This is a genomic window from Colwellia piezophila ATCC BAA-637 (genome assembly GCF_000378625.1).
Classification (GTDB): Bacteria; Pseudomonadota; Gammaproteobacteria; order Enterobacterales; family Alteromonadaceae; genus Colwellia; species Colwellia piezophila.
In genome coordinates this window covers 58,720-77,351 of the sequence record NZ_KB905162.1, presented here as the reverse complement: position 1 = coordinate 77,351, position 18,632 = coordinate 58,720, and the positions used below count along the sequence as shown (strand labels likewise).

The window sequence follows — 18,632 nt, the reverse complement described above, 5'->3', positions numbered from 1 at the left end:
TTTTCAATACAGTAAACGAACCTACGAGCACAAGTCAGTAGGTTCCAATAAGATAGGAAATAAGTTTAAAACTGAAAAAGTAATTTAGATTTATAAAGCAAGTTACTGACTTTCCAGCCAGACATAGATAAGCGTGAACTATATTTTAAAATAACGTACCAAGGCGGAGGCAATATAGCTAATTTGAAGTTTCTAAAACTTACAACAAAAACAAAGAATATAGCGAGTAAAGCTACAAATATATAATTAACCGATAGTTGATTAATATGATTAAAATTAAAGGCTTGGTTAACATTAGTTATCACGCCATCGCTATTAGAAGTGTTACTAACCTCCACTATTGACACTTTAACAGGCGATCCATTTTCATATAAAAGAGGAGTGCTTAATTCAGTTGGTGACATCATCAACCCTAGCGTTAAAATAAGGACTAATGGTGCGATAACATAAAGTAATCTTTTTAACAAAATAGAAATACCTTATCGCCTAGTTAATTTAGTTTTCCAGTGTAACATTTGTTAAAGGTGAATCAAAATTGACTGCTGATCCTTCTTGGTCATTTTACTCACCACCAACCTAAACGAATTATCTATCATCCTCTCAATTTCACCTTTTGGGATTGTTCCATCAAGAATAACCGTGACCCACAAACGTTTGGCCATATGGTAACCCGTGTTATGTGTAGCATTAGTGGTAGGGGTATTTATTCCCTTGCTTGAAGCCGGCATGGAAATGACCCGTGAAGGTAAAACAACCCAATCTGCGGCCATTGATATATTTTATTCGGCACTGGTTAACCCCGCTTTTGGTTGGGCGCTGACTATGCTGCTCGACAACCTTGGCTTGGTTGGCTGTAAAGAGCGTAGTTCGGGATTAACTAAGATGAGTCGCTGGATAATTCCGAGTATTATGTTTGTGGTATTAACTGGGGTCATGGCATTGGTAGGTATGTTGCCTGGTATTCCAGCATTAATACCAGGCTTGGGTTAATAATACCAATTCCAATAAGCTTCTCCTCACTCAGCGAGAGTTAGAAGTCTTAGAGGTAGGCATTGATTGCAGATAATGGTTATTCAGGAGAATCTGCTCATGATAATATGCTCCTGCATTATCTAATAAGGTACTTCCTGTACCGTCTGCATTATCTAATAAGGTAGTTCCTGTACCGTCTGCACTCTCTATTAAGCTGCATCTATGCAGCGTCTTTATCAAAAACAATAACGTTGGATGTAAGCCTTTACTTTTTATTAGGTACTCGCCCTTCGGGAGCTTTCCAGCGATTCGATAACCTCACAGAATTTCTTTCATATAGAATGACTATATGCAAAAAAATTCTATTTGCTCTCAAAACGCTGGCAAGCTCTGAGTGGGAACTAACTTAATGGACTTGGTATAACAAAGAGTAAAAGTGTGAATAGAGGCTCGGTGACAAACTAGTATTATAACGCTTGGTCACTGATTCCTTTATTCAGTTAATTTTTCTCACTGAATTAGCAAGCAGTCGCTAATTTCAATGCTATTTTTCTGCCCTTTAATGGTGGAACATCCAATGATTTAGAAATGGCCTCTTGGTTTTTATAACGGTCAAATTCGGCTTTAGTAATATCTAATTGCTGTAAGTAAGCTTTGAACGCCGCAAAATCTTCGCGGTCAAAATCACAGTCTGAGTTTGTCATCAAGCCATCAATATAAGCTTTGTCGCCATTAATATTTATATTAGCGATACCTGAATAAGGCTGCCCGTATTCATCTACGCGTATAGCTCGAACCGTTTTAATTTCAAAAATCCAACGATCAATTTTAATGCAGCGAGTGGCTTTTTTCTGCGGGGAATGAGCAATAGTCTTAGACATGTAAGTTACCTTTTGGGTTTAGGCTTTTTATTATGTGAATGTCGATGGCAAGGCAATCAACGTCGTAATAAATAGATCTTATTTTTTTTTTAAGTTTGTCGTTTTAGTTAGCACAAAGCAGACCACAGTGGTAATTAACTGTTTTTAAAGTACTTTCGGTAAACGTTGCAAAAAACCGATGCTTATACTGTCGCCAACTGACAACAGACTAAAAAAGAACAAGTGTATTTAGTGCTAAATACATAAGGAATGAGGTGATAAATTCTTATAAAACAAGCAGTGTTTTTATATTTAAAAATGAAAGCTCTGTCGTTAATAAGCAACAGTCTGCATGATTAATTAGCTTAACTGCCGGATAAAATCTAGCCGCTAAGGCAATTCACCCGTGCACAAGGGCAACCATTTCATAGTATTAGTGGTGAAAAAATCAAAGAAACGATGACAAATAAGTAGAGTTACCCTTTGTCACCTTCCCTCTTTTGAAGATTCAATAATATAGCTGAATTTGATTTTCTATTTGAAAACGTATTTGAAAAGGTATTGACGAACTGAGGGTTAGAACGCTAGGCCGCCCATATCTTATAATGAATTTATCACGGCATCTATGTTGATTATTAACCCGCAATAATGAGTATTTTAATTAGCAGACTAAAAATAGAATAAGGTAACTTAACCGTAAGCTCGTTAGAAGTAACGAGTAAATCATAAGGGTTATATTAATCTCAATTCTGAACCCGTGAATTACCCTACCTTATTCATACTTTTGATATTTATTTTTGTTGTTTTTTTACTTCTAAATAATTCAAGCTAAAATAAACCTATCACTCCAATTATTAGTATCATAACTATGCCTTTCACTTTACTTAAAAGTGATGAAAAAAAATCATCATTGGAACCTTGGCGAATACTCATTGTTGACGATGAAATAGACATACACACAGTCACTAAAATGGCACTAAAACGTTTCGAATTAGAAGAAAGAGGACTCGAGTTTTTAAGTGCTTTTAATTCAAGTGAAGCAAAGAAAATACTCGAAGAAAATGATGATATAGCCTTAATATTTCTTGATGTTGTTATGGAGACTGACGATGCAGGTTTAAAAGTTGCTAAATGGCTACGAGAAGAAAAAAAGAATGTTTTTACCCGGATAATACTTAGAACCGGACAGCCAGGGCAGGCCCCCGAAGAAGAAGTTATTATGAATTATGATATTAATGACTACAAACAAAAAACCGAGCTCGATAGAACTAAATTGTTCACCTCAGTTGTCACTGCATTAAGAGCTTATCGCGATTTAATGAAAATCGACCAGTCTATGACTTATGAAAGAGCTTATCGAAGAGGGTTACAGCAAGTTATTGAATCCACAACGGACTTACTTGAAAAGAAAACCTTAAAACATTTTTTTAACGGGTTATTACAACAAGTTGTATCCTTAATTCATGTAGACCAAGAAGGCGCCTTAATAAAAACCGTAGAAGGGGCTGGAACAATTTGTTATGCAAACGATTATCAAATAATTGCTGAGTGCGGGGATATTTCATCAAAGAATAGTTTAGATCCCAAAGCTATTGAATTATTGGATAAGGCCAGAAGAATAAAAGGTAGTGTTTATGAAGATGATCACTATGTTGCCTATTTCCCCTCCAAGAGTGATCAAGAAAATTTACTGTACCTAAAAGGAAGTCAGATTAAGCAATTAACTGACATTAACATTCAGTTGCTTAATTTATTTTCTAACAGCATAGGTATTGCGTTTGATAATTTATTGCTCAATGAAGAAATAATAAAAACCCAAGAAGACTTAATTAATCGATTAGGCAATGCAGTAGAGTCCAGGTCAAAAGAAGCAGGCAATCATATTAAACGCATGTCAGAATTTTGTTACATATTAGGGAGAGAATTAAATTTATCTGACAGTGACTGTGAAATTTTAAAGCAAGCTACACCAATGCATGATGTAGGTAAAATATCGACTCCCGATAGCATTTTATTAAAACCAGGCAGATTAACCGACGAAGAAATGGTCATCATGAAACAGCATGCCCAAATAGGTTTTGATATCCTATCTGGCTCTGAACGGCCTATATTAAATGCTGCGGCAATCATCGCCCAACAACACCATGAAAAATATGACGGAACCGGATACCCCGCAGGACTCAAAGGCGATGACATTCATATTTTTGCAAGGATAGTGGCCGTTGCGGACGTGTTTGATGCATTAATTCACAAACGTTGTTATAAAGAGCCTTGGGCCTTAGAAGATATTTTAAAACTACTTAAGGAAGAAACTAATAAACATTTCGATCCTCAAGTTGTCTCTGCCCTTATCAATAGACTTGACGATATAATTGAAATAAATAATAAACTGACAAAAAGTGACGGCTTATAATCATATGAATTTACATAAAAATTCTAACAAAACTAACCTCAATGTTATAAGTGCCTTGTTAAAGATTTCTTCACTTGTTTTGTCTAAATTAACCCTAATTCAAATTTATAAAAATATTCATGAGATCATTTCTGAAATAATTTATATCAAAAATATTGGCATCTTTTTATATGACCCCATTGAAGAATTAATTATTTTTGATTACTTTGTTGATGAAAAAGATACAGAAGACAGTATTGGCAAAACGATGCCTATTGGCGAAGGAATTTCTTCTTATGTCATTAGGAAAAACAAGCCCTGCCTTTTGACCGCAGAAGACATTAAAGCACTCGAAAAACAAGGCGAGATATCAAAATTAGTCGGTTCCTTAAGTACTAGTTGGATGGGAGTACCAATTACTAATAATGAAGAGATCATGGGGATAATCATCATACAAAGTTATTCAAGTGATAATATGTATGATGAGCATGATCTGCAGTTACTTTCTTTTGTCGCTTCTAACTTAGCGATTGTTCTTCAACAACGAAAGTTTATAAATAAAGAAATTGCAGATAAAGAATCCCTTGAAAGTGGCCTAAACCTCATCAAAGAACAAAATTTAGCGTTAGAAAATATGATGAATACGCTCAAAGAGACTCAGGATGAGCTAGTACAAAAAGAAAAAATGGCCTCTCTTGGAAATTTAGTTGCGGGAATTGCCCATGAAATAAACACGCCCATAGGCATATGCGTAACAGCAATAACTAATTTACATTACCAATATAAAAGTTTAAAAAACAAAATAACCAATAATACTGCATCAGATAAACACCTAGATTACTTTTTCGAAGATGTTGATGAAGCTTGCACCATAATAGAATCCAATACATTAAGAGCTGCGACATTAATTAATAGCTTTAAAGAAATAGCGGTTGACCAATCTTCAGAAGCAGCACGTGAAATAAACATGAAAGAGTATATTGAAGAGATACTACTTTCGATGCGTCCAATTCTAAAAAAATCGCCTCATGAAATCCTTATTGATTGCCCTGATAACTTAATGGTTGAAACAATACCTGGGGCTATTTCACAAATACTCAATAATATGATAAATAACTCAATTATCCATGGTTTGAATCATATGGAGAAAGGTTATATAAAAATTACGGTTATCAAAGAGACTGATAACTTTGTTCTTTGTTATCAAGATAATGGTAAGGGATTAAGTGAAGATCAGATAAAAATGTTATTCGAACCATTTTACACAACCAAAAGGGGTAGCGGTGGCAGTGGCTTAGGCACTCATGTCATTTATAACTTAGTCACTTCAACCTTACATGGAAAAATTACCGTTCAAAGTGAGGCCAACGAAGGTTTACGCTATGATATTTCGATTCCAATTAGCCATTTGTAGTTTTCGATTTATAAACAGTTGTTACACTACCATCCTTAATAATTAGCGCTTTATAAAAATGTCACTGCTATTTCCAGCTCAGCCACCATTGAGACACTCTGTACGAGTAGCGCTAAAAATATTTTCTGTAAAAGTTGGCATTAGTTTATGACGAAATGGTCTTAACTATGCCAACTTGATATTTATTAGTTCAGCTGTTTTAGCTCGTTTGCCAGACTTAACAGATCAATGCCTTTACTCATGTCGAACTGCATAAAGGCTAAAATACTGTGCATCACAATGAGAATACGTTGATAAGCGTGGCGCTTTTGTTTTAATTCGGCTTTCGCCGCAGCAAGACCGCTAGCATCGTAAGTCATTAAAAGTTCGATAGCATGCTCTTCAGGTGTACGTTCTCGGCTTTTAGGTTGGTAGCCTATTTCAGCGACGACCTTTTCCGCAAGGGTCCATACAGACCAAGGATTTTGACCGGTAATTAACTTTCCATCTTGCGTTACTTTCTCTAAATAGGTGCTGCCGGCCTGAAATTGAGCGCCTTGGGCAATCAATTTATCTTCAAGTAAAAAAGGGAAAAGTTGTTTCGCCTCAGGAATTAAAAATAACTCTTCATCGTTGGTAAAACCGCTGACTTTCTTGTTTGCCAACAGCATTTCACCATTGTCTAATTTAACGTTAACTAGCGCAGCCGGCCCATGACACACAGCACTAACTACCTTGTTATTTTGATACAATGTTTTGGCAATATTTTGCACATCAGCATTGTCGGGAAAATCAAACATAGTGCCTTTGCCACCAACAAAATACACCGCTTCATAATCATTCGGATTTACCTCTGCCAACGCAATAGTATTTGCCAGCTTTTGCTGAATGGTATCGTCATTTAAAAAAGCATAATCATACGCGCCCATATCATCACCATCGATGACCACTGGCGGTTTACCGCCCTTCGGACTGGCGATATCAACAGCAAAGCCATTAGCCGTAAAAACCCAGTAAGCACGGGCGAGTTCTGTGTGTTCATAACCGGTATCTTTATCTTCGCCCATTTTATCGACGCTAGTCACCACCGCTAATATTTTACCTCGGTACGCTGGGATATTTTCGGTAACGTAGGGTAAATCACTAACTTGTGTTTGCTTGATTGCAACAAAGTGGGCTTTTTCAGGTAATAAACTTTTTACCCAATATTTAGCCCCGTATCCTAAACCAGTAACGAGGGTCACTAGGGTCACTAAGGTAATGACTATTTTTTTAAACATGGCTATCGATCCTTTTAATTTCGTTAACGCTAGCTTAAGAAACGGTAGGTGAAATGAATGTGAAATGGTGAGGATTATTCTGTTTGGTCTGTTAAAATTTGGCTTGAGTTTTATTCTCTTAACTATGCCACCCATGATAATTATTCAATTTAGTGGCAGCCTAGTTATTGCCCCTTGGGACTTAACAAAAAGCCGCTGATTAATTAAATGGGCTCTAACATGTCGTTTACCACTCATATTTGCGAAACCATTGAATTTTAGGCGAGTTAAAGCCGTTATTATAAAACAACCTCGATTCATGGGTTAATTAAGGGGAGCGTTATGCGCTATTCAAACAGGCTTGAGCATTAGCCAATCCATGTGTGCGCTGCAATCCAACATGCTCGCTAAACTCACATAGGTGTTCAGCGGTACCTGCTGCGCCAGTGAAGATACATTCAAAATCCGTACTCAGTTTAAACCAACTTTCATCACTAATATGAATTCTTGCTAGAATATTTGCTGTTTTACCATTGATAGCACCACTTTTGTCATCACGCAGGATACGTCCAGTTTCATCAACCAATGTTAAGTAGTCTTGTAAACTAAAGAAAATACCCGCTGTTTTTTGTGTTTTGTCATTCCCCATAAAAGATAATAATGAAGTTGGTTGCTCACCTTTAATAGCGGCCTTGATACGTAATTGAATACTGGTGAAATCTGACTGTTCGGGTGTTGCGGCAATACCTGCACGCACAGGGTTTAAATCAACATAAGCCATGCACGACAGTAAAGCACCTTCATCAAGCAGTGCCTGTGATTTAAAGCGCCCTTCCCAAAAGTGTCCTGTACAGTTGTCTTCTTTATTTGCTTGTCGGGCTATCGGCTCGTTCAATGAGCGCATAAACCAGCTAATATCCATTAATCGTTTTTTGTAAATGTCAGCCGTACTTTCAACCATCGCCAGTTGGAATTTATCAAGCACTTGATTATTTTGCTGATTAGAATATTTTTGAGTAAGAAGTGTTCCTTTGAATAACTGGTGCCAGCGCTCCAAAACCTCACCAATTGACCACATTTTAACTTTCTCTACATCTACGTGTAACACTAGGTGTAGGTGATTATTCATCACAGCATGGGCGCAAATATCAATAGAAAATACTTTCGACAATTGAAAAATACGCTTTTCAATCCATGTGCGCCTGTGCTCAAAACTGACACCAGTATCCTTATCTACCCCACACAAAAATGCCTTTCGGACAGTACGGCTGCAAATGTGATAATACGGTGTATCTAATAGACTGATCTGTTGTGAACGAGGCTTAGGCATAATAACCACCAAACTTAGAAAAGGTATATTAAGCTTAGTTTATTGATTAAAATACATACAAGTTATTATGGGTGGCCTAATAAGTAGCCTAATAAGTAGCCTGTCGATGGGAAATTAGTATTAGGACTCATTGTCACCGAGCCCTTTATTAGCATTATTAAGGTATTACTACGGTTTTACAACTTAACGCTTTTCTACAAGAGCAATAAACTGGCCATCTGGACTGACAATTAATCGACCAATTTCACCTTTAACGAGCAAACTTAAGTCTTGCCCTTGTTGCCAAGTCAGCTCTTTATTTCCTGTTGGCCATACTTGCAGTTGGTTATTATTAAATCGAAGGATATCGCCATTAGGAGCCCAAGCATAATCATAATTACTATCAAAAATTGGTGCTATTGGCGTAATGGAAAAAGTACTGGGGTCGAACGCCTTTATCCAAATTTCACCATTGGCTTGCCTGTGCACAAAACTAAAACGATTACTGTTTGGAATTTGATGTGGCGTACTTGGGATAGCACCACCACTAACAAAGCGGTTTTCATTACGCTTAGTATTAAGATACTGAACACTCCAACCATATCGTGACCAAAATAGCACATCGCCAGTAGTATCATTGTATTGATAATATCCTACGGGTTCTTTAGAGTTTAATAACCAAGTTTGTTTACCGGTTTTCCTATCAAGTTGCCAAACAGATTGGTAAGGATTAAAGCCCTCACTGACAAAGCTAATATTGCCAGTTTTCCCTATCGGTTTTGGTGAATATTCACTGTGCGGGGTCTGTGTCAATTGGCTAGTTTTTGTATTTTTTATATCATACTCATAAACATCCGTCTCAGCGCTGTCTCGTGCTGAAACAAATAAGAGCGATTGGCTACTGGGTGTGAAATAAGGCTGATTGTCATAACCAGGGTTATTTGAAATGTTGATGCCATTACTTAATTGATAACGATCATTTTTGAATGCTAATTGAAATAAGTGAATGTCAGTATTTGGGCTGAGTATGGCTAGCGAGTTTTCCTCCTTTTCTTCGGCACATGAATAAGACGATGTCAAAAGAGTAATAAGCAAAAATAAATATTTCAAAGGACCTCCTTTTTGAGGGTCAAGACTGGGTCTATACCCAAACCACTTCAAAGATGCTATTTTAAAAATGATTTATACCGCGTTATTAATTTCGACAATGGAACAACCATTATCTTCAATCAAAGCCTTGCCTAAATACGTTTTTAATTCCAGCTGAATCCTGAATCTTCATGTGACTTGGGTATAGATCAAACAAAATGAGTTAATAACTAAGTTTACTTTATGATTTTTACCGCTATTTTAAAACTACTAAATATAAAAAATTCAAATAGAGGCCATTAACGATCCCTTTTGAGGTTTGGCATTTTGATTCTCTGTTCTCCTAAAATAAAGGGATCGTGACAAATAAGTATGCTTACTACTTGTCAGCGATCCCTTTAATTTTCAATCGAATTAACCCGTTCTTAAAAACCACCATTTAATTTTTACAGCGGTTATTCTCGCAAGTGATTTTTTCAAAATTGTGGTCAAATTCCTTATTATATTTATTAAAAACTTGATTATAACGACCGTCTTTTTTCATTAATGCTATTTGTTTGACAAAGTCATCTCTAGCTTTACTTGAATGAAATAAACAACCATTTGGATTTGTGCCGAATAAAGCAAAGCGATCAATTTCAATATTGCCATCGATTTCATTTTCTTCAATTAGGTTTGCACGATAAAATTCAAAAATTTGCACATCTAGTTGAATAATATCTACTCTTTCCAGAAACAGCATTTTAACTTGGTTTTTTTGATCATAAGTTTCTATATAAAAAGGGTTGCTAGCAGCCATTAAATCATAAGTGCTGCCCAGTTGTTTTCTTGCTCCTTGCCATGACAATAGACTGTACTGGCTTAATTCACTCATATGACTAAAGCTATAGTTTCTTTTTTTAAGACTAAAGGCGTAATTTTTATAGGCATAAATAATACCTGAAAAATATCCTTCAAGAGCTGAGTTGTTGATATGATTTTGATTAATATCACAAACTACCCCTACTAATTTTGCTTGATATGATTTAACTCGTCGAGCATAGGGGAAGTAAACTTTATCTATCTCATAACCTAAAGGCTCCATAGCCTCACTAATAAGTTCGATCAAAATACCGTCGTTACTTTCAGTCATTACCCAAGGCGCAAGTCTATTACCAAGGGCGACTGTTAATTTTTCAGCTAGGCAGCTGTATGATAAAAATAGCAGTAGTAAGAGAGAGGGGGCAACTTTGATAAGCATTTTTAATAGCCTTCAAGTTAATAACACATAGTTTTATCTTAGTTATATGTGCCTTTTTTTCAAGTAAGAATGATAGAACATCCATACTTAAGGGCATTTAAATTTTAATGGTGATAACATCAAACCATTACTTTTAAAACATCCGCTAGATAATTAACGTCATCGTCTTAATGATGCCAGTCATGATAATTATTCGCTCATTACAAACAACCACAATATCAACAAAAATCAAGTCTATTTGAACAACAAATCATTTACCGATTATAGGCACCACCAGCCCTAAAAACCGTAATTAAACTACATTTAGTTGAATTAAATTGCCTTTGTGCTACATTAAAGTTAATTATTACGTAAAATTACCACAATTTAACTGTAAATTAATAATAGGGGTTATTTAAATATGGAAATTCAACAAACACATTTAAGCGCTGAGAATGTAGCTGAAGTGACATCGTTTGATTATAGCAATGAGAACTTGCCTCGTGACTTTGATATCCGTATTGAAGTAGCTGAACAACGTGAAATACTAGAGCAATCATAGCTTAAAGCACGGTTAAACCTACTGGCTATCGCGGTCGCGACCAAACATTAACGTTACTCTGATCCTGAGCTATCCGCCATTTATTACTTGATTAAGTGACTAGTCCTGACAACGTGCATCAACAAGTGTGATTTGCGAGATAAGTACACTATTGGGGGCAACTGAGCCTGGTAAACCTCGGCTGCCATACGCTAAATGAGACGGCATATAAAGCTCCCAGGTTTCACCAACCTTCATCATAGGTACGCCTTCACGCCAACCTTTAACCATTTTAGATAGCTGAAACTTATCAGGATTACCTCGTTGGTAACTACTGTCGATGATTTTTTTCGATTGAACTGACAACATTTTATAGTGCACTGTAACTTTATAATCAGTATCAGGTTTACAGCCGGCACTTTTCTCTAAAACTTTGTACTGCAAACCAGAGGCTGTGGATGCCACCCCTTCACGTTTAAGGTTAAAGGTTAACCAATGTTTAGCTTTTATTGCATTTGCTTCTGCGGGGCTATACAAGCTACCAGTGCTGTTTGAACTGGCGCAACCAACCATCAAGATACAAGTAAAACTGACCAATAAAATGCGTAATAACATCTTTTACTCTCGACTAATAAATAGGGTATTTATGATTTATATTAATCATGGGTTTTGTGAAATTATTTTTCACTCGGTTATGACTAATAGCAAAACTGACTGTATAGCTTAATTAGCCTGATAAGTTATTCTCATATATAGCAAAGGCCACTAGTATAAGTGGCCTCATTTTTGAATCAATGCTCCAGAGGATAGGCGACAACCCAATCAGAGTTCTCATCACCTTGTCTATCAAACTTATATTTAACAGAAGAAAAACCACAGAGTTTTACCAGGCCATTAAAGTCAAATGGTTGTTTTACTCCTGCTTTTGATTCCATGAATGCGGCATCGCTTGGTATAACAACTTTCTCATGTTCGGCTGAGATTACAAAAGCGGCTTCAGCCAATATTAGATCATTATTATGAAGCTTGATAACCTCAGCATTGCCTAAACTGTTTCCATCTAAATCTCTAAACTCAAACTCTTCTGGGTGATTAATTTCAATAACATCACCGTCATTAAGTTGATATGCAATTAACATGTTTACCATTGTTCATTTCTCCCAATTTAATCTGTTTTTTAGTGGCTGATAGGGCTGTTCGACCATAACTTAGTAAGCCAACCTGATGACATACTACGTTAAAGTAACAAACTATTATTGATATGAACACACCTAAAGTCAGATAATTCTGTTAATAAAGAGTTAGTCATCATAGTCGGAGAAGCTGATATTAGAATAACAATTATCAGTGGGTATCCTCGTTAATTGAAGACTTAGCTATAACAATGACCAAACTTCACGAAGGTAAATTAAGCTTAATTTATTGATAGTAATATTCACCAGTTATTATGGGTGGCAGAATAAAGTGGTCGGTGACAAAACACTAGAATTACTATTTGTCACCGACCCCTTCTATTTCCCTTATATATATTGCATGTATCTATAATTGTGATCATTTACTTGTCAAAAAAACAGACCAACAATACTACCAATAAGTTTTGGAAAAAATCCTAGTGGCTCTACAATCAAACGCTCTAAAGCGACTTTATCTGGCTCATCTAATTCACTAAGTGCTGTATTCAACGCAACTAAATCTGATGTTGTTAAAACTAAAGAAGCCTCTTGGGGTTGGTATGTCGTTCCTATTTCATAATATTCACCAGCACTGCTTTTCATTTCAATATGTGAGCCTAATATGGCGCTAACAGGATTTTCATTAGTAAATACTGTTAAACGGCTGATACTAGCTTTGTAATCGTGCCAGTTTTTAATGTAAACATAACCTGGGTAAAATGTATCACCGGTAAGTAACCACTTGGTTTGATAATCGTAAATTGAAATAGCTTCTTCTTGATGACCAGGGGTTGGAATGATAGTAATGCTACGACCACCAAGCTCGAGTGTAGTCGGCTTATTTGGCCAGTCCTCAAAGGCAAAAAAGTCGTTAATACCATCAGCATTTGCTGATACTAGGGTTACCTTTTTTTGATCGATAAACTGGGCATCACCGCCATAGTGATCACTATGACTATGCGTGTGTATTACCAGTATCTCACGCTCACCACCCTGCTCTTTTTCGTTATGTTGCTTTTGTATAGCCAACACAGTTTTATACACAGAAAGCTCTTCAACATCATCGATTGCTCCGGTATCAATAACCAGTATTTTTTCATCCCCAACCAATACATAAATAAAAGGGGCCTCATAGTTCAGACACTTACTCTGGCGCAGGATATAACTTGAATCACTATATTGAAACACCTCAATGGCAGGGTCTTTATTAGTATTACAGTCCTGTGAGCCATGAATCCATTGCTTTTGTGTTAGTGAAGAAAGTATGTTTTCTGAAGCGACCTTAGTGGTGTTTTTTTGTTTGCCCGCCTCTACTACAGTAGTAAAAACAGTTAATAATAGAGTCAATAATAAAATGTTTTTCATAAGTGTCCTTGTCGATGTATAGCGGTATTAAGCGATGTTAAGCGATGTTAAAGCGATTTAATACCTGCATAATTACAATGCTTACCAATATATTGAAAGTTTTATGCCAACGTTAATTATTTTTATTTATATAATAATATCAACGAACTATATTATTAATGAAGAAATAGTCTAGAGGTTTATGTTCGGTTTTACATCACAGTGTTCGAATCTGTTTGGTGTATTCATAGTGAGCTTGAGTATGAATTGCTGCTTGGCGTCGCGGTGTAGTCGTCCATGAAAGCGACAGTCGTTATCATAACTCTGGTGATTAATAGATACACTTGGAGTTTGCTTTCCTGTTTAGCGTCGCGGTGGCGACAACACCCAAGGGACGACGTACCGCCGCGCCTCCCCTTGGGTGTTGTAAACCAACTAACAAATGATTTTTTAACGTGTAAGTTAAATACCATAAAAGAAACAAACACCCAGTCTGCTTGAACAAACGCTGAAATAAATGAAAGTGTTCACGTGTGTTCATCATGACGCTGCATATATGTGACTTATTATAGAATGCAGGATGCATATTCTTCTGAGCATATTCTCCTGACAGTATGCCCCTGATGTGACTTCAGTGCCTTGACTTGAAAGAGCCTCGAATAACACTTGAGCGAATTGAAGAAGTCGTTTGTTAGAGCGCAGGGGGATTTCAAAGGGCTTAACTTAGGTGCAGTAGGTTTAGCCCCTCATCTCTTTTGGGTGTCGTCGCCACCGCGACAAGTTATTATGGCAGGCCTGATAAGTTCCCAATTAAAGAAGCTTTACTAGTAAGCATATGATGTTAGTTACACTCGTTGCTACTATTGGGCTTATAAATTTCAGCGTTTAATTAATCCGATAACTAGTGCCGGCTTCGTTTAACGCTCGATAAAAGTCTTCAATATGGCAAGCTTCTTCCAGCTGACAGATCACACGATATTTTTCGATTGCGGGCTGATAACCTTGCAAAGCAGCCTGAAATAACCAACGTGCAGCATTTTCTACATCACCACTTCCTTCAACGTCGGTGAAAGTTAAGTAGAGTTCAGCCAAGTTGGTTTGTCCTGGTGCATAGCCTAATTCTGCCGATTTTTTCAATAATATAAAAGCTTGCTCAATACCATCTTTAATATATCGTGCTTTAAGGAAAGCCACCCCTTGGGTATTTTCGCGCTTGCCTGGGATATAGAACCACTCTTCTTTCGCCACTGTAGTGTTAGTCACAGGGTTGCCATCAATCATATAAACCGCTCTATTTCTACCGATCGAAATAAACTCTGGCCGCACTACTCGATAGATAAAACCTTGTTCAAACAAGCTATCTAACTCTACAGAAGAAAAATTATGTCGTTGTTGTTCGAAATAATCAAAATTTCTACTGTGACCATAACGAACACCATTATTCAAAGAATTTTTTAATGGATAAAAGTAATTACCATAAGTAAGAGATACTCTGCCACCGGTAATATCTACAACTTTAGCAAGTCGATATTTGTGGTGTGGACGTCGATCTCCTGACGTTTTTCGATAGTCTAAATAATAAAAGTCGTTAATTTTAGGTGCTTCGATATACGCTTGGCTCTGACGGTGTTTTTCTTGTTCTTCAGAAAAGTAATAACTCAGCAGTAGCATGATAATAATGCTGCCAGTAAACGTACTAAGCAAGCGTAGCTTATTGAAAAATGCCAAACTAAAATCAGAGAAAATAAGTTTTCGAACCGAGGTGTTATGAGTAACCTCTGCTAGGTTTTGACACTGTAAACATTCTACTCGTGTATCACGCTTTACCGGAAAAATAGGCAAGTACTCAAAAAAATAAAAACTATAAGTAATCACTGAATTGACACGATGTTGTTGGCTACCGCAACAAGGGCAAAGTAATTTGTCCGTTATGCCTAAAGTCACTGTCGACTCACGATAATCCATTATCAAAACCTATTGTTGATTAATATATTTTTATTTATGGTATTTTTATAACATTCGTTTATAAAATAGACAAGCACTTTGTACTAATGACTTCGTAGTTTGCTTTCGGTTAATTAAATAACTATGCCACCTATGCTAATGAGTAATTACACAGATTATATGGCTAGCCTGATAAGCTTTAATTCCAAAGGGAGGAGAAAATAATGGCTGTAGTGTCACTATTTCTTCTGGGTGTAGTCGCCTCTGTGACAAATCATCTAAAGTCTACCTGACCGCAATTATGGACCCATTTATCTTCTTTGATGTTTCTAGTTTTAGCCCCTTTTACTTACTACACAACTCGTGCATGTACTGCCACTGCTTCGTGAGCAATAGAGTGACAAAAAACCGATATATCTAATTTTTCTGAGTTAATAACTGTAGATCTGTTTTAACCTAGAATATAGTATTAGCTTCTTTATCAATACGTTGACACATTTAATAAAAGGTTCAAATGGAAGATATATTAGTTACTTTGGTTAACTTTGCCTGGGGGCTTCCCATGGTTTTGTTACTTGTCGGTGGCGGCGCTTATTTTGTTATTCACTCTAGACTTACTCCCTATAAAAGGCTTGCCCATGCTATTAGTATTATTGGTGGCAAATATGACAATGAAAAGAATACCAAAGGAGATATTAGTCACTTTCAAGCGTTAATTGTCGCGCTGTCAGGAACGCTAGGTCTTGGAAATATTGCCGGGGTAGCTGTCGCCATTACCATGGGCGGGCCAGGAGCAATATTTTGGATGTGGTTGACAGCAATCGTTGGTATTGCAACAAAATTTTATACCGCATCTTTAGCGGTTATGTATCGAGGTGAAGACCGCAGTGGTAAATTACAGGGCGGGCCAATGTATGTCATTAGAGAAGGTTTAGATAAAAAATGGCTGCCCCTAGCTTGGTTATTTTGCATCGGTTGCATATTTGGTGCCTTGCCTCTTTTTCAAATAAATCAATTAGTGCAAATATTAAGAGATGTTATTGCCATCCCATATGGACTCGCGGAGACAGACAATCACTTCACTTTCGATCTGTTAGTTGGCCTTGCATTATTTATGATGATTTCTTGGATTGTCATGGGGAAATTAACGCGAATTACCGCGGTAGTCACAAAAGTTGTTCCGATTATGGTCATCGGCTATTTTATAATGACATTAGTACTACTGGTAATGAACTACCATAAAATACCGGAAACATTTATGCTTATTTTTTCTGGTGCATTTAATCCAGGCTCTGCTGCTGGAGGACTTATAGGTACTGTTATTATTATCGGAGTTCAGCGAGGTGCTTTTTCTAACGAAGCCGGTATAGGCACTGAATCTTTAGCGCATGGAGCAGTTAAAACTAATCAACCCATTCGAGAAGGGTTTGTTGCATCATTTGGCCCCATTGTTGATACGTTAATTGTCTGCACATGTACTGCTTTAGCGGTATTAGTTACCGGTGCATGGCAAACAGATCATCAAGGCGTTGGCATGACGGTTTATGCCTTTGAACAAACCTTTCCAAATATAGGCAGTTACCTGTTAATGGTAATGGTATTTTTTCTCAGTACTAGCACGGTGTTAACTTTTTGGTATTACGGTAGTAAGTGTAGTGAGTTTCTGTTTGGTCAAACATTTGAAAGGGTTTATAAGCAGTTTTACCTGATGCTTATTATCGTAGGCGCTGTAGCATCCTTGTCTATGGTGATTAATTTCATCACCTTCATGTATGCTTTAATGGCAATTCCAACCATGATATCGACGTTATTACTCTCCTCAAAGGTGAGAAAAGCCACACAAAAATATATAAAAGATTTCCTATAAATGATCAAGGGGTCTGCCCCCTTGATTTAGATAAAACTAATTTGTTAATAAGTTAGAACTTTAACTGTTTATCTAGAATTGGCGTATGGTATAGCACCTGCTTTTGTTCAATCAAATCTACTAAATTTGTCATTACCCTTTCATAAAATATTTTTCCATGGTTACTGGTTAGCTGATTATCAATATTGCTTGCATTTTCAATCAAACTGACCCACGTGTTTCTTCCATTATTCTTTGCCAGATATAAGGCAAGATCCGCAAAGTTAAGTGTTTGTTCCCAAGTTAAGGAGTCAAAATGATTTTTAAGAAATGGAAAACAGGTAATTCCAATAGAACAACTACAGTTGATTGTTTGTTGGCAGCCTAAGTCAAACAAATGTATTTCAACATGGATTCTAATTCTTTCAGCTAATTGTTCTAGTCCTTCAATTGATTGACCTCGTGCAACTATCACAAACTCTTCCCCTCCCCATCTAATTAGCCAATCTGATTCTCTACAGCTTCGACCTAAAATTTTAGTGAATTGCACGAGTACCTTATCCCCTGCATCATGCCCATAACTATCATTAACCTTTTTGAACAAATCAATATCTATCATTAAAAAACCAATACTTTCGTCAGAATTATCGGCTTGAGATCGCTTTAATTTTGACAATTCTTGAGGCATAAACTTGTCCAAAAAATGTCTGTTATGGACGCCTGTTAATTGGTCACTCATGCTAAGTTGTTCTAACGAATTCAAAGCTTGATTAAGAGCTTCATTTTTTTCATTGAGCTTTTCTGTTCTTTCTTCAACAAGTTGTTCTAAGTTAGCGGCATAATCAATTAAAGCCTTTCGCATTTGATAAGCTTCTACCCCTCTTTTAACTGTCATGGAAAGCTCAACGGGATCAAACGGTTTTGTCATGAATTTATATAATTTTGCTTTATTGATAGCATCAATAATCACTTGAGTGTCTGAATACCCAGTTAAAATAATTCGTATGGTATCGGGCATGCGATCAACAATTTTTTCTAAGAACTCAACACCTGTGACGATAGGCATACGTTGATCAGTAATGATTAATTGGATTTTTGTGGGATCAACCATGTTATCAATTAAATCTATGGCTTCTGCACCGTTCAGGCCTGTGATTATCTGGAAATTTTCTTCTAATAATTGTCGTAATACGTTTATATTTTCAATCTCGTCATCAACTAACATGATCAAAGGTTTATGTGATTCGATATCAGAATTTTTGGGTAAGTTTTTGATATTAAAGACTGACATT

Annotated in this window: 15 protein-coding genes and 2 pseudogenes; 5 read left to right on the top strand and 12 right to left on the bottom strand. The window is 36.6% G+C overall.

Annotation, left to right across the window (positions count from 1 at the left end; genetic code table 11):
• Positions 1–65 precede the first annotated feature (65 nt).
• Both F580_RS0106215 and F580_RS26805 read right to left on the bottom strand, forming a co-directional pair.
• Positions 66–467 (bottom strand): hypothetical protein, encoded by a 402-nt coding sequence (locus F580_RS0106215; RefSeq protein ID WP_157443018.1) that lies wholly within the window; start codon positions 465–467, stop codon positions 66–68.
• A 51-nt stretch (positions 468–518) separates the two neighbouring features.
• A pseudogene (locus F580_RS26805) lies at positions 519–671 on the bottom strand (MmcQ/YjbR family DNA-binding protein); the annotation flags it as partial.
• Here F580_RS26805 and F580_RS0106205 point away from each other — a divergent pair.
• A pseudogene (locus F580_RS0106205) lies at positions 670–990 on the top strand (DUF3360 family protein); the annotation flags it as partial. The pseudogenes F580_RS26805 and F580_RS0106205 overlap by 2 nt on opposite strands.
• 500 nt (positions 991–1,490) lie before the next feature.
• Here the strand turns inward: F580_RS0106205 and F580_RS0106200 are convergent.
• Positions 1,491–1,853 (bottom strand): hypothetical protein, encoded by a 363-nt coding sequence (locus F580_RS0106200; protein ID WP_019026833.1) that lies wholly within the window; start codon positions 1,851–1,853, stop codon positions 1,491–1,493.
• An 847-nt stretch (positions 1,854–2,700) separates the two neighbouring features.
• Here F580_RS0106200 and F580_RS0106195 point away from each other — a divergent pair.
• Both F580_RS0106195 and F580_RS0106190 read left to right on the top strand, forming a co-directional pair.
• The gene (locus F580_RS0106195; protein ID WP_019026832.1) at positions 2,701–4,245 is read left to right on the top strand and encodes an HD domain-containing phosphohydrolase; all 1,545 of its coding nucleotides are present in this window, start codon (positions 2,701–2,703) and stop codon (positions 4,243–4,245) included.
• A gap of 4 nt (positions 4,246–4,249) precedes the next feature.
• Positions 4,250–5,638: a GAF domain-containing sensor histidine kinase gene (locus F580_RS0106190; RefSeq protein WP_019026831.1), complete on the top strand. Its 1,389-nt coding sequence runs from the start codon at positions 4,250–4,252 to the stop codon at positions 5,636–5,638.
• A 185-nt stretch (positions 5,639–5,823) separates the two neighbouring features.
• On the opposite strand, the gene F580_RS0106185 is transcribed toward F580_RS0106190, so the two are convergent.
• The 4 genes from F580_RS0106185 to F580_RS0106165 form a co-directional block, all read right to left on the bottom strand.
• A complete protein-coding gene (locus tag F580_RS0106185; RefSeq protein WP_019026830.1) occupies positions 5,824–6,897 on the bottom strand; it encodes a type 1 glutamine amidotransferase domain-containing protein in 1,074 nt (357 codons plus the stop codon).
• A gap of 319 nt (positions 6,898–7,216) precedes the next feature.
• Positions 7,217–8,206, bottom strand: coding sequence for a hypothetical protein (locus F580_RS0106175; protein ID WP_019026828.1), 990 nt, complete (start codon positions 8,204–8,206; stop codon positions 7,217–7,219).
• Positions 8,207–8,389: 183 nt separating this feature from the next.
• Entirely contained in the window at positions 8,390–9,295 is a 906-nt protein-coding gene (locus tag F580_RS0106170) for a TolB family protein (RefSeq protein WP_019026827.1), read from the bottom strand.
• 418 nt (positions 9,296–9,713) lie between these two features.
• Positions 9,714–10,514: a type 2 periplasmic-binding domain-containing protein gene (locus tag F580_RS0106165; protein WP_019026826.1), complete on the bottom strand. Its 801-nt coding sequence runs from the start codon at positions 10,512–10,514 to the stop codon at positions 9,714–9,716.
• A 400-nt stretch (positions 10,515–10,914) separates the two neighbouring features.
• Between F580_RS0106165 and F580_RS26280 the strand changes: the two genes are divergently transcribed.
• Entirely contained in the window at positions 10,915–11,055 is a 141-nt protein-coding gene (locus F580_RS26280; protein ID WP_019026825.1) for a hypothetical protein, read from the top strand.
• 99 nt (positions 11,056–11,154) lie between these two features.
• On the opposite strand, the gene F580_RS24055 is transcribed toward F580_RS26280, so the two are convergent.
• The 4 genes from F580_RS24055 to F580_RS0106140 form a co-directional block, all read right to left on the bottom strand.
• On the bottom strand, positions 11,155–11,649 hold the full coding sequence (locus tag F580_RS24055; protein WP_019026824.1) for an FKBP-type peptidyl-prolyl cis-trans isomerase: 495 nt from the start codon (positions 11,647–11,649) through the stop codon (positions 11,155–11,157).
• A 176-nt stretch (positions 11,650–11,825) separates the two neighbouring features.
• A complete protein-coding gene (locus F580_RS0106150; protein ID WP_026301280.1) occupies positions 11,826–12,182 on the bottom strand; it encodes a hypothetical protein in 357 nt (118 codons plus the stop codon).
• A 414-nt stretch (positions 12,183–12,596) separates the two neighbouring features.
• Positions 12,597–13,571 carry an MBL fold metallo-hydrolase gene (locus tag F580_RS0106145; RefSeq protein WP_019026822.1) on the bottom strand — a complete coding sequence of 325 codons (975 nt, stop codon included), beginning with the start codon at positions 13,569–13,571 and terminating at the stop codon, positions 12,597–12,599.
• Positions 13,572–14,435: 864 nt separating this feature from the next.
• Entirely contained in the window at positions 14,436–15,515 is a 1,080-nt protein-coding gene (locus tag F580_RS0106140) for a tetratricopeptide repeat protein (RefSeq protein WP_019026821.1), read from the bottom strand.
• Between the two features lie 493 nt (positions 15,516–16,008).
• Between F580_RS0106140 and F580_RS0106135 the strand changes: the two genes are divergently transcribed.
• A complete protein-coding gene (locus tag F580_RS0106135; RefSeq protein WP_019026820.1) occupies positions 16,009–17,361 on the top strand; it encodes an alanine/glycine:cation symporter family protein in 1,353 nt (450 codons plus the stop codon).
• A 52-nt stretch (positions 17,362–17,413) separates the two neighbouring features.
• Here the strand turns inward: F580_RS0106135 and F580_RS0106130 are convergent, their stop codons facing one another.
• Positions 17,414–18,631: a diguanylate cyclase gene (locus F580_RS0106130; RefSeq protein ID WP_019026819.1), complete on the bottom strand. Its 1,218-nt coding sequence runs from the start codon at positions 18,629–18,631 to the stop codon at positions 17,414–17,416.
• Position 18,632 lies beyond the last annotated feature (1 nt).